This is a genomic window from Pseudomonas sp. GW460-12-10-14-TSB1 (genome assembly GCF_017349775.1).
Classification (GTDB): domain Bacteria; phylum Pseudomonadota; class Gammaproteobacteria; order Pseudomonadales; family Pseudomonadaceae; genus Aquipseudomonas; species Aquipseudomonas piscium.
This window is the reverse complement of sequence record NZ_JACNAC010000024.1, coordinates 75737-86632: the sequence shown is the minus strand read 5'-3', so window position 1 is coordinate 86632 and position 10896 is coordinate 75737. Positions and strand designations below refer to the sequence as shown.

Sequence of the window (10896 nt, the reverse complement as noted above, 5' to 3'; positions counted from 1 at the left end):
GCTTCCCAGTAATTCCGAAGGTGGCCCGCGCCTTGAAGACGTTGAATGAGGCACGCGGCCGCGGATATCGACCCTCAAGGCGCCGCACTGTTCCGTACCAACGACAGGCCATTTGAGCATTCCCCGTGACCGACGGCGAATTTCACCTAATCTGAAACCTCATCGCCCACAGAAAAACAACACGCGGGGCCCATCATGAGCGTGCAACTCAACCACACCATCGTCTGGTGCCGCGACAAACAACGGTCGGCGGATTTTCTCGTGCACCTGCTCGACCTGCCGCCACCGACGCCCTTCGGTCCGATGCTGGTGGTGCAGCTGGATAACGGCGTGTCCCTGGATTACTACAACAACGACCCGCCCATCGCGTCCCAGCACTATGCCTTTCTCGTCGCCGCCGACGACTTCGAACCGATACTGCAACGCATCCGCCAGCGCGGCCTGGCGTTCTGGGCCGACCCGGGCAAGCAGCGCCCCAATGAAATCAACCGCCATGAAGGCGCTCGCCGGGTGTATTTTGATGACCCCGACGGCCACCTGCTGGAAGTGTTCAGCCAGACCTGAGCCCCCCATCCCCTGCCCTGGAGTTCCCTGCGCCATGCTCTCACTGGATTTTCTCGTGACCTCGCTGATCGTCGTGCTGATCCCCGGCAGCGGCGTGATCCTGACCATTTCCACGGCGCTGGTGGCCGGCAAGCGCGCCAGCCTGTTCACCGCCATCGGTTGCACCGCCGGGATAGTCCCGCACCTGCTGGCTTCGGTGCTGGGCCTGTCGGCCATCCTGCACACCAGCGCGCTGGCCTTCCAGGGCTTGAAGTTCGCGGGGGTCGCCTACCTGCTGTACCTGGCCTACGCCACCTGGCGCGACCGCTCGGCCTTCGCCGTGGACACCAGCGCTCCTGCCGCCAGCGCCGGCGGCCTGGTGCTCAAGGCCTGCCTGCTGAACATCCTCAACCCCAAGCTGACGATTTTCTTCCTGGCCTTCCTGCCGCAGTTCATCAGCCATGACGGCCCGTCGCCGGCCATGCAGATGCTCGGCCTGAGCGGCGTGTTCATGGCCATGACCTTCGCCGTGTTCGTGGTCTACGGCCTGCTGGCCAACCTGTTCCGCAAGGCGGTGATCGAGTCGCCCCAGGTGCAGAACTGGCTGCGCCGCAGCTTTGCCGCCAGCTTCGCCGCCCTGGGCCTGAACCTGGCGTTCGCCCAGCGCTGAACCGTTGTACGCAACACCGGCATGACATTGATCTCTCGACGAGGACAAGGACATGAACCGCAGCGACGTACTGATCATTGGCGCCGGCCCCACCGGCCTGGTTCTGGCGCTGTGGCTGAGCCGCCAGGGGGTCAAGGTGCGCATCCTCGACCTGACCGCCGGCCCGGGCACTACCTCCCGGGCCCTGGCGGTGCAGGCCAGGACCCTTGAGCTGTACCGCCAGCTGGACCTGACCCAGGCCATCCTCGACCAGGGTCACCGGGTGCCGGCCGCCAACCTCTGGGTCAAGGGCGAACAGGCCGCCCACCTACCCCTGAGCAGCATCGGCGCGGACCTGACGCCCTACCCCTTCCTGGAAATCTACCCGCAGGACCAGCACGAACAATTGCTGATCGAGCGCCTGGAGCGTTTCGGTGTGACGGTCGAGCGCCAGACCGAACTGCTGAGCTTCACCGACCACGGCCACCTGATCAGCGCCCAGCTGCGCGGCGCCGACGGCCAGGAGGAAACCTGCCAGGCCTTCTACCTGGCCGGCTGCGACGGCGCCCGCTCGACGGTGCGCAAGACCCTGGGCATCGACTTTCCCGGCGGCACCTATCAGCAGGTGTTTTATGTGGCGGATGTCGACGCCCAGGGCCCGGCGCTCAATGGCGAGCTGCACGCCGACCTCGACGAGGCGGATTTCCTCGCGGTCTTTCCGCTGGCCGGCGAAGGCCGGGCACGGCTGATCGGCACGGTGCGCGACGAGCGCGCCGAACACGCGGAAACCCTCAAGTTCGAGGACGTCAGCCGGCGCGCCATGGACAGCCTCAAGGTCCAGGTCGACCGGGTCAACTGGTTCTCCACCTACCGCGTGCATCACCGGGTGGCCGAGCGCTTCTTCAGCGGCCGCGCCTTCCTGCTCGGCGACGCCGCCCATGTGCACAGCCCGGCCGGCGGTCAGGGCATGAACACCGGGATCGGCGACGCCATCAACCTGGCCTGGAAACTCGCCGCGGTGCTCAGCGGCAAGGCCGAAGAGCACCTGCTGGCGACCTATGAGTTCGAACGCATCGAATTCGCCCGGCGCCTGGTGGCCACCACCGACCGGGTGTTCAGTTTCATCACCGCCGACGGGCCGATCGCCAATCTGCTGCGCACCCGCCTGGCGCCGCTGCTGATTCCCAAGGTGACCGCGGTGGAAGCGGCGCGCGAGTTCCTGTTTCGCACGGTGTCGCAGATCACCCTCAACTACCGCGACATGCCCCTGAGCTGCGGCAGCGCCGGCCATGTCCACGGCGGCGATCGCCTGCCCTGGGCCCACGGCGCCGTCACCGACAACTTCGCCAGCCTCGACCACCTGGGGTGGCAGGTGCATGTGTACGGCGTCACCAGCGACGCCCTGCGCGCCTGGTGCGCCGAGCGGCAACTGCCGCTGACGGTGTTCGACTGGGAACCGGCGCACCAGGCCGCCGGCCTGGCGCGCAACGGCTTCTACCTGCTGCGGCCGGACACCTACGTGGCGCTGGCGGAAAAGTCGGCGGACCCGAAGGTCATGGAGCGGTATTTCGAGGAGCGCAAGATTGCGTTGTGAGTAGCGTTGCAGCCGCAGTCGACTGGGCAGCAGGGATTTTTTGCGGTGTTAGAGCTGACGCAATCGCGGGCAAGCCTCGCTCCTACAGAAGCACGCCATCTTCTTCTGTAGGAGCGAGGCTTGCCCGCGATGAGGCCCTTGAGGGCTATGCATTTACATCTGGAACACCGCTGGAGCGCGTCAAATCCCGCTCAACGCCAGGTCCATGGCGAAGTAGGTGAAGATCAGATCCGCCCCGGCACGCTTGATCGAACCCAGGCTTTCGCGCACCACCCGCGCCTCGTCGATGGCCCCGGCCAGGGCGCCGAACTTGATCATCGCGTACTCGCCGCTGACCTGATACGCCGTCACCGGCAGGCGCGAGGCTTCGCGGATGTCGCGGATGATGTCCAGGTAGGCACCGGCCGGCTTGACCATCAGCGAGTCCGCGCCTTCCTGCTCGTCCAGCAGCGACTCGCGCACCGCTTCGCGGCGGTTCATCGGGTTCATCTGGTAGCTCTTGCGGTCGCCTTTCAACGCGCTACCACCGGCCTCGCGGAACGGACCGTAGAGCGCCGAGGCGAACTTGGTGGAATAGGCCATGATCGCGGTCTGGGTGAAGCCGGCTTCGTCCAGGGCGCGGCGGATGGCCTGGACCTGCCCGTCCATGGCCGCCGACGGCGCGATCACATCGGCGCCGGCACGGGCCGCGGCTACCGCCTGCTTGCCGAGGTTGACCAGGGTCTGGTCGTTGTCCACTTCATGGCCATGCAGCACGCCGCAGTGGCCGTGGTCGGTGTACTCGCAGAAGCAGGTGTCGGACATCACGATCATCTCCGGCACCGCGTCCTTGGCGATCCGCGACATGCGCGACACCAGGCCGTTGTCGTTCCAGGTGTCGCTGCCGTTGCTGTCCAGGTGGTGAGAGACGCCGAAGGTCATCACCGACTTGATCCCGGCGCGGGCGTAACGCTCGATCTCCCCGGCCAGCTTGGATTCCGGAATGCGCATCACCCCCGGCATGCTCTTGATCGGCACGAAATCGTCGATCTCTTCCTCGACAAAAATCGGCAGCACCAGGTCGTTGAGGCTGAACTCGGTTTCCTGGAACAGGCTGCGCATCTGTTCGGAACGGCGCAGGCGACGGGGACGGGCTTGGGGGAACTGGCTGGACATGGGATTTCCTCAGGGCAGGCCAAGTAAGACAAGACTGGGTGGGATAACGACCGCAGCTAAAAAGAGCGAAGCTTATGCCCGAAGCCGCGACCGGCACAAACACCGCGTCGCCAAGACTGCGTTTCCGCTTTGGTAACAATGCCCGTGAACACGGAGGGTTACGCCTGTCAGACAAATGGCCCGAGGCGCAACTGTCGGGCCGATTTTCGATCTAAATAACACACGCCCGAGCCGTTCGCGCGGGCCTTGAAGGCCAGTGCCTGCGGCAGGTATTGCTCGCGTGTGCAGGACCGCCCGCCCCATGGAGACGGCCCTGGCGGATCGCCTGCCGGGCATCCTCGAGCACTCAAATCGAGCCCCTTGGCAGCACGTTTCGCGGGATGGCTGTCGTGGGCGGAAAGACCGGGCTTGCAGGCCTGCGGGCCCGGTTGCCGTTCTGTCGTGGCGGGTCGCCCCAGGGAGGGCTCGCGGCCCGCCCTCAACCCGGGAGGAGAAGCGAAAATGGCCAACTCCGTGAAAAAAATGCCGATCCAGACTGAAGACAAGGCCACCCGGCGCTCGACCATGAGCGACCTGTGGCAACCCCTGGAAAAACTGCGGCAACAGGTCGATCACCTGTTCGATGACTTCAATCGCGGCCCCGGCCTGTCTCCCTTCAGCCGTGGGCTGTTCGATGTGGATCCGTTCTGGCGGCGCGAACTGATCGGCCGTGGCATGCCTGCCGTCGACATCACCGAGAAAGACGAAAGCTTCGAAATCACTGCCGAATTGCCCGGCATGGATCAGAAGAATATCGAGATCAAACTCTCTGACGGCAGCCTGATCATCAAGGGTGAAAAGAGAGAGGAAACGCAAGAAAACAGAAAGGGCTACCACCTGAGCGAGCGTCATTACGGTTCCTTCGAGCGGGTGTTCAACCTGCCCAAAGGGGTCGATGCCGAGAAGATCGAGGCGAGCTTCAGCAAAGGCGTGCTGAGCATCTCGCTGCCAAAAAAACCTGCCGCCATGACTGCGGACAAGGTCGTGCAGATCAAGGGCGAATGACCCAGGCCAGCCAGCCCCTTGCCGGGCAACCGGCAAGGGGCTTTTTTTGCCGGCCAACAATAGGGACTGTGAATCCATCGTGTCGGCAAGGCGCATGACAATCAGACACGAATGCCCCGCTCAGCGCGAGCGGTTGAGCGCCACGGCCGCCAGGATCAGCGCCTGCAAGGCGGCCTCGTCAAGGCTGTCACCCTCATGCAGATCGATCGCCCGTCGGGTATTGCCCTCGAGGCTGGCGTTGAACAGGCCTGCCGGGTCGTCCAGCGCAGCACCCTTGGCGAAGGTCAGCTTCACGACGCTCTTGTAGGTCTCGCCGGTGCAAAGAATGCCGCCGTGAGACCACACCGGCACCCCGCGCCACTTCCACTCCTCGACCACCTGCGGGTCGGCCTGCCTGATCAGCCCCCGGACCCGGGCCAGCATCTCGCCGCGCCAGTCGCCCAGCTCCTCGATGCGCCCGTCTATCAGCTGTGAAGCGGAGCCGCTCTGCTCTGCCGGCGTGGCGTCGCGGGTATGCTTTTTCATCCTGGTCATCCTCTGGAGGGGTCTCGTCCCGACCCTTGAGTATCGCCGACGAGCCGTTTCCCTCCAGGTAACCGACGAGCATCACACCGGCAGTTCGGTGCTCAGTTTGATTTTCTGCATGGGAATTTCCGTCTTCAGGCTCTGTACGCCCTTGATGCGGGCCAGGTGCTTGATCTGGAACTGCCGATAGGCCTCCAGGTCCGAGGCGACCACCCGCAGCAGGAAATCACAGTCGCCCGCCATCAGATGGCACTCCAGCACTTCAGGCAACTCGCGCACGGCATTGACGAAGCGGTCCACCGTGACCTCGTCCTGCCCGGTCAGCCAGACCCGGACGAACAGGGTCAGTGCCATATTGATCTTCAAGGGATTGACCAGCGCCACATAACGCTCGATGACGCCAGCCTCTTCCAGCAGGCGCACGCGCCTCAGGCAGGGCGATGGCGAGAGGCCGACCTGTTTGGCCAGCTCGAGATTCTGCAAGCGCCCGTCGCGCTGAAGGGCTCGCAGGATGCGACGATCCGTAGCGTCAAGTTCCATCGGCATTAAAATCCACAAATTGTTTATTTAGAGGTTACAGATGCCAATATTCATGGGTTTCTCCCTATCTTGGCAATCCGATTTCTCTCGATGGCTGGAATAATTACCCAACCTGGAGGTGAATCATGAATAAAAGCAATCCGACCCTGGCGGCCAGCCGCAACGGGGAATTCGAAAGAGAACTGTCACGCGGCGCAAAGGCCGTCTTGCCGGTGCTGCTGGGGTTTATCCCCTTTGCCCTGGTGCTGGGGGCGCAAGCCTCGCAAAAGGACCTGAGCGCCTATGCAGTGGCGCTGATGACCGGCCTGAATTTCGGCGGCGGCTCGGAGTTCGCCGCCATCGAGCTCTGGTCTTCCCCGCCGCAGGTGCTGGTGATCGTGGCCATGACGCTACTGGTCAACAGCCGCCACCTGCTGATGGGCGCCGCGCTGGCGCCCTACTTGCAACATCTGCCGCTGAGCAAGGCGCTGCCGTCGCTGTTCCTGATGTGCGACGAAAGCTGGGCCATGGGCCTGGCCGACGCCCGGCTCAAAGACCGGCCCTCGGGCGTCCCGGCCTTCAGCCTGGGCTATTTTCTCGGCGTAGCGCTCTGCCTGTGGCTGACCTGGATGCTGTTCACCGCCCTGGGCGCGATCATCGGCCCGGTGCTGGGCGACCTGCGCGCCTACGGCTTCGACATGGCCTTTGCCGCGGTCTTCCTGGTGTTGCTGCGCGGCATGTGGCGCGGGGTGCATGCAGCGCTGCCCTGGCTGTTCAGCCTGGTCACCGCCGCGCTGTTCTACCGGCTGATCCCGGGGGGCTGGTATGTGCTGGCCGGTACCGTGGCCGGCCTTATCGCAGCTTATCTGTGGGCGAAATCATGATCGACGCGCCAACCCTACTGACTATCCTGGCGATGGCCGGCGTGACCTACCTCACCCGGGTGCTGGGCTTCGTCCTGCTGCGTAACGGCACACTCAGCCCCACGGTGCAGGAGGTCATGCTCGCGGCGCCGGGCTGTGTACTGATTGCCGTGATCACACCGAAGTTCGTCAGCGGCCATCCCGCGGACCTGATCGCCCTGGCGCTGACCCTGTTCGCCGCCACGCGCCTGCCCCTTCTTCCCGTGGTGTTGATTGCCATCCTGGCAACCGCGACATTACGTTACCTGTTGCCCGCCTGAGCGCTAAATCGAGGACTGCAATGCCAGCATCTGTCAGCGAAGAATCCCGTTGGATAGCTACACCCGGTGGCCGTCTGTTTTCCCGTTGCTGGGCGCCGGCCGGCGAAACCGGTGAGCGGCCGCGACCGCCGATAGTGCTGTTTCATGACTCCCTTGGTTGCGTGGAACTGTGGCGGGATTTTCCGCAGCGGCTCTGCCAGCTCACCGGGCGCAAGGTGCTGGCCTACGACCGGCTGGGGTTCGGCCAGTCCGATGCCTACCCGGGGGACCTGCCCATGGGGTTTATCCGGGACGAGGCCGAGCGCTTCTTCCCCCTGCTGCTGGCGGGATGGGGTATCGAGCGTTTCGTGGCCTTAGGGCACAGCGTTGGCGGGGCCATGGCGGCGACCTGCGCGGCGCTTTATCCGCAGCCTTGCCAGGCGCTGATCACCGAGTCGGCGCAAGCCTTTGTCGAAGACCGCACCCGCCACGGCATCCAGTTCGCCAAGCAGCAGTTCCAGGCACCGGGACAGATGGAGCGCTTGCAGCGGTATCACGGCGACAAGGCGCCCTGGGTGCTCGCGGCCTGGACCGAGACCTGGCTGTCGGAAACCTTCCAGCCCTGGACCCTGGAAAGCACCGTGCCCTCCATCGACTGCCCGCTGCTGGTGCTGCATGGCGCGGACGACGAATACGGCTCCCTGCTGCACCCCGAGCGCATCGCCCGGCTGGCGACCGCGCGCCAGCGCCGCCTGATCCTGGAAAACTGTCATCACGTCCCTCACCGCGAAGCACCGGAGGCGGTCCTGGATGCGGTGCACCAGCATCTGCAGATCGATAACGACTAACGGGGCCATACCCGCCGATGGAATAAGTGGCGTTGCTCGGCCATGCGCACTCGCCCCTGGTGCAGGCGGTGTTTCAGCGTTGACCGGACAGGGTCGCGACCATGCCTTCGACTGCGGAACTTCGAATGCAGGACGTCAAATGCGGGGGCTGTGTTGTTTTAGCGGGGGGGGGGGTAGACATCGAGAGCCAGGCACGCCATCCATGCGCGCCTGGTTTCTTTACAGCGGGAGGTGAATCAGTTCCACGGACGGTCGCCGTTCTCGTCCTTGACCCGGGTCGGCAGGCCCATCAGGTCCAGCGCCTTGAGGAACGGCTCGGCTGGCAGCTCCTCGACGTTGACCATGCGCTGCACATCCCATTCGCCACGAGCCACCAGCAGGGCCGCGGCCACCGGCGGTACGCCCGCGGTGTAGGAAATGCCCTGGCTGTCGGTTTCGGCAAAGGCTTCTTCGTGGCAGGCCACGTTGTAGATGAAGACTTCGCGCGGCTGGCCATCCTTGGTGCCCTTGACCAGGTCGCCAATGCAGGTCTTGCCGGTGTAGCCCGGCGCCAGCGAGGCGGGATCGGGCAGCACGGCCTTGACCACTTTCAGCGGCACCACTTCCAGGCCTTCGGCGGTCTTGACCGGTTGCTCGGAGAGCAGACCGAGGTTCTTGAGCACGGTGAACACGTTGATGTAGTGCTCGCCGAAACTCATCCAGAAGCGCACGTTGGGCACGTCGAGGTTCTTCGACAGCGAGTGCACTTCATCGTGACCGGTCAGGTACAGGTTCTGCGAACCGACCACTGGCAGGTCGTCGGTGCGCTTGACTTCGAACATGGTGTTGCTGGTCCACTGGTTGTTCTGCCAGCTCCACACCTGTCCGGTGAATTCGCGGAAATTGATTTCCGGATCGAAATTGGTGGCGAAATATTTGCCATGGGAACCGGCATTGACGTCGAGAATGTCGATCGAATCAATGCGGTCGAAATACTGTTGTTTGGCCAGGGCCGCATAGGCGTTGACCACACCCGGGTCGAAGCCCACGCCGAGAATGGCGGTGACGTTCTTCTGCTGGCATTCCTCGAGGTGCTTCCACTCGTAGTTGCCATACCAGGGCGGCGTCTCGCAGATCTTGCCCGGCTCTTCGTGAATGGCGGTGTCCAGGTAGGCCACGCCGGTATCGATGCAGGCACGCAGCACCGACATGTTGAGGAAGGCGGAACCGACGTTGATGACGATCTGCGATTCGGTCTCGCGGATCAGCGCCTTGGTCGCCTCGATGTCCAGCGCGTTGAGCGCGTAGGCCTTGATTTCAGCAGGCTGTTTGAGGCTGCCCTTGGCCTTGACGCTGTCGATGATGGCCTGGCATTTGGAGATGTTGCGCGACGCGATAGCAATACGACCGAGTTCGTCGTTGTGCTGCGCGCACTTGTGGGCCACCACCTTGGCGACACCTCCTGCACCAATGATAAGAACGTTCTTCTTCAATTTCTTTATCTCTCCTTTCCGCCAGCTTACGAGAGGCTGGACAGGTAGTCTTCGAACCCAAATTCACGAACCACCTCGACACTACCGTCGAGTTGTTTCACTACGATGGACGGCATTTTCAGGCCGTTGAACCAGTTTTTCTTGACCATGGTGTAACCCGCCGCGTCAACGAACGACAGCCGATCGCCGATGGTCAGCGGACGATCGAATTGGTACTCGCCGAAGATGTCTCCGGCCAGGCAAGACTTGCCGCACACCATGTAGGTGTGTTCGCCCGCGCTGGGCGCCAGCTTGGCATTGAGGCGATAGATCAGCAGATCGAGCATGTGCGCCTCGATGGAGCTGTCGACCACCGCCAGGTGCTTGCCGTTGTAGAGGGTGTCGAGCACGGTGACTTCCAGCGAGGCGCTCTGGGTGATCGCCGCTTCGCCCGGCTCCAGGTAGACCTGCACGCCGTACTTCTCGGAGAACGCCTTGAGGCGCGCGCAGAACTCATCCAGGGCATAGCCTTCGCCGGTGAAATGGATGCCGCCGCCGAGGCTGACCCATTCGACCTTGTGCAGCAGGTGGCCGAAACGTTCCTCGATGGTGCCCAGCATCTGGTCGAACAGGCCGAAGTCGCTGTTCTCGCAGTTGTTGTGGAACATGAAGCCTGTGATCTGCTCGATGACCGCCTCGACCTTTACCGGGTCCCACTCGCCCAGGCGGCTGAACGGACGCGCCGGGTCGGCCAGCAGGTAATCGGAACTGCTCACCTGGGGGTTGACCCGCAGACCGCGGACCTTGCCCTCGGACGCCGCGGCGAAGCGCTGCAGCTGGCCGATGGAGTTGAAGATGATCTTGTCGCAGTTGTCGAGCATCTCTTCGATTTCATCGTCGGCCCAGGCCACGCTGTAGGCGTGGGTCTCGCCGGCGAACTTCTGCCGGCCGAGCTTGAGCTCGTACAGCGACGACGAGGTGGTGCCGTCCATGTACTGCTGCATCAGGTCGAACACCGACCAGGTGGCGAAGCACTTGAGCGCCAGCAGGGCCTTGGCCCCGGACTGTTCGCGCACGTAAGCGATCTTCTCCATGTTGCCGAGCAGTTTCTGTTTGTCGATGAGGTAGTACGGCGTTTTGATCATTTCGAGGCCTCCGGCCAGGCCAGCCAAAAAAAGGATGCGCATTGTGCCTTCACTGAAGGCATATCGAAAGGGCGGACGGTCAGTTCGCTGAGTCAGGGCTTCGTCTCATGCTCGGAACGAGCCGCCCGCGGGTCCGTTCCGGGCATCGCCGGGTACCCCCGAGGGGGTGTCTTCCCTGGCGTTGCGCCGACCATGCGCGGTGTCGTGTGCTCGCGGCGGCCGCTCGCCGAGTACCGTCGGTTAGGGCTTGGCCTTTGGAAA

Annotated in this window: 12 protein-coding genes; 7 read left to right on the top strand and 5 right to left on the bottom strand. The window is 63.6% G+C overall.

Annotation, left to right across the window (positions count from 1 at the left end):
- The first annotated feature begins 195 nt into the window (after positions 1 to 195).
- From J4D52_RS16065 to J4D52_RS16055, 3 genes are read left to right on the top strand one after another with little or no spacing between them, the layout of a single operon-like run.
- Complete coding sequence (locus J4D52_RS16065; protein ID WP_102678061.1) at positions 196 to 564, top strand: VOC family protein; 369 nt, start codon at positions 196 to 198, stop codon at positions 562 to 564.
- Positions 565 to 598: 34 nt separating this feature from the next.
- The gene (locus tag J4D52_RS16060; RefSeq protein WP_097302840.1) at positions 599 to 1213 is read left to right on the top strand and encodes a LysE family translocator; all 615 of its coding nucleotides are present in this window, start codon (positions 599 to 601) and stop codon (positions 1211 to 1213) included.
- A gap of 52 nt (positions 1214 to 1265) precedes the next feature.
- Complete coding sequence (locus J4D52_RS16055; RefSeq protein ID WP_102678060.1) at positions 1266 to 2786, top strand: FAD-dependent monooxygenase; 1521 nt, start codon at positions 1266 to 1268, stop codon at positions 2784 to 2786.
- A gap of 180 nt (positions 2787 to 2966) precedes the next feature.
- Here J4D52_RS16055 and hemB read toward each other — a convergent pair whose 3' ends face one another.
- Positions 2967 to 3941 carry a porphobilinogen synthase gene (hemB, locus tag J4D52_RS16050; RefSeq protein WP_038580229.1) on the bottom strand — a complete coding sequence of 325 codons (975 nt, stop codon included), beginning with the start codon at positions 3939 to 3941 and terminating at the stop codon, positions 2967 to 2969.
- A 501-nt stretch (positions 3942 to 4442) separates the two neighbouring features.
- On the opposite strand from hemB, the gene J4D52_RS16045 reads away from it, so the two are divergent.
- On the top strand, positions 4443 to 4985 hold the full coding sequence (locus tag J4D52_RS16045; RefSeq protein WP_102678059.1) for an Hsp20/alpha crystallin family protein: 543 nt from the start codon (positions 4443 to 4445) through the stop codon (positions 4983 to 4985).
- Between the two features lie 120 nt (positions 4986 to 5105).
- On the opposite strand, the gene J4D52_RS16040 is transcribed toward J4D52_RS16045, so the two are convergent.
- Both J4D52_RS16040 and J4D52_RS16035 read right to left on the bottom strand, forming a co-directional pair.
- Entirely contained in the window at positions 5106 to 5510 is a 405-nt protein-coding gene (locus J4D52_RS16040) for a DUF1801 domain-containing protein (protein WP_025804042.1), read from the bottom strand.
- 81 nt (positions 5511 to 5591) lie between these two features.
- The gene (locus tag J4D52_RS16035) at positions 5592 to 6056 is read right to left on the bottom strand and encodes an Lrp/AsnC family transcriptional regulator (RefSeq protein WP_097302836.1); all 465 of its coding nucleotides are present in this window, start codon (positions 6054 to 6056) and stop codon (positions 5592 to 5594) included.
- A 119-nt stretch (positions 6057 to 6175) separates the two neighbouring features.
- Between J4D52_RS16035 and J4D52_RS16030 the strand changes: the two genes are divergently transcribed.
- Genes J4D52_RS16030 through J4D52_RS16020 form a run of 3 tightly spaced genes read left to right on the top strand, consistent with a single transcriptional unit; the run spans position 6176 to position 8039 of the window.
- Positions 6176 to 6913 carry an AzlC family ABC transporter permease gene (locus tag J4D52_RS16030; protein ID WP_102678058.1) on the top strand — a complete coding sequence of 246 codons (738 nt, stop codon included), beginning with the start codon at positions 6176 to 6178 and terminating at the stop codon, positions 6911 to 6913.
- Positions 6910 to 7212 carry an AzlD family protein gene (locus tag J4D52_RS16025; protein ID WP_102678074.1) on the top strand — a complete coding sequence of 101 codons (303 nt, stop codon included), beginning with the start codon at positions 6910 to 6912 and terminating at the stop codon, positions 7210 to 7212. The genes J4D52_RS16030 and J4D52_RS16025 overlap by 4 nt, the downstream gene beginning before the upstream one ends.
- Before the next feature lie 20 nt (positions 7213 to 7232).
- Positions 7233 to 8039: an alpha/beta fold hydrolase gene (locus tag J4D52_RS16020; protein ID WP_102678057.1), complete on the top strand. Its 807-nt coding sequence runs from the start codon at positions 7233 to 7235 to the stop codon at positions 8037 to 8039.
- A 236-nt stretch (positions 8040 to 8275) separates the two neighbouring features.
- On the opposite strand, the gene J4D52_RS16015 is transcribed toward J4D52_RS16020, so the two are convergent.
- Both J4D52_RS16015 and nspC read right to left on the bottom strand, forming a co-directional pair.
- Positions 8276 to 9511, bottom strand: coding sequence for a saccharopine dehydrogenase family protein (locus J4D52_RS16015; RefSeq protein ID WP_025804047.1), 1236 nt, complete (start codon positions 9509 to 9511; stop codon positions 8276 to 8278).
- A 26-nt stretch (positions 9512 to 9537) separates the two neighbouring features.
- Positions 9538 to 10635 (bottom strand): carboxynorspermidine decarboxylase, encoded by a 1098-nt coding sequence (nspC, locus tag J4D52_RS16010; protein ID WP_102677253.1) that lies wholly within the window; start codon positions 10633 to 10635, stop codon positions 9538 to 9540.
- Positions 10636 to 10896 lie beyond the last annotated feature (261 nt).

Excerpts from the sequence above, each read along its gene's own strand:
- J4D52_RS16065 (WP_102678061.1), top strand. The coding sequence starts at position 196 with ATGAGCGTGCAACTCAACCACACCATCGTCTGGTGCCGCGACAAACAA.
- J4D52_RS16060 (WP_097302840.1), top strand. The coding sequence starts at position 599 with ATGCTCTCACTGGATTTTCTCGTGACCTCGCTGATCGTCGTGCTGATC.
- J4D52_RS16055 (WP_102678060.1), top strand. The coding sequence starts at position 1,266 with ATGAACCGCAGCGACGTACTGATCATTGGCGCCGGCCCCACCGGCCTG.
- hemB (WP_038580229.1), bottom strand. The coding sequence starts at position 3,941 with ATGTCCAGCCAGTTCCCCCAAGCCCGTCCCCGTCGCCTGCGCCGTTCC.
- J4D52_RS16045 (WP_102678059.1), top strand. The coding sequence starts at position 4,443 with ATGGCCAACTCCGTGAAAAAAATGCCGATCCAGACTGAAGACAAGGCC.
- J4D52_RS16040 (WP_025804042.1), bottom strand. The coding sequence starts at position 5,510 with ATGAAAAAGCATACCCGCGACGCCACGCCGGCAGAGCAGAGCGGCTCC.
- J4D52_RS16035 (WP_097302836.1), bottom strand. The coding sequence starts at position 6,056 with ATGCCGATGGAACTTGACGCTACGGATCGTCGCATCCTGCGAGCCCTT.
- J4D52_RS16030 (WP_102678058.1), top strand. The coding sequence starts at position 6,176 with ATGAATAAAAGCAATCCGACCCTGGCGGCCAGCCGCAACGGGGAATTC.
- J4D52_RS16025 (WP_102678074.1), top strand. The coding sequence starts at position 6,910 with ATGATCGACGCGCCAACCCTACTGACTATCCTGGCGATGGCCGGCGTG.
- J4D52_RS16020 (WP_102678057.1), top strand. The coding sequence starts at position 7,233 with ATGCCAGCATCTGTCAGCGAAGAATCCCGTTGGATAGCTACACCCGGT.
- nspC (WP_102677253.1), bottom strand. The coding sequence starts at position 10,635 with ATGATCAAAACGCCGTACTACCTCATCGACAAACAGAAACTGCTCGGC.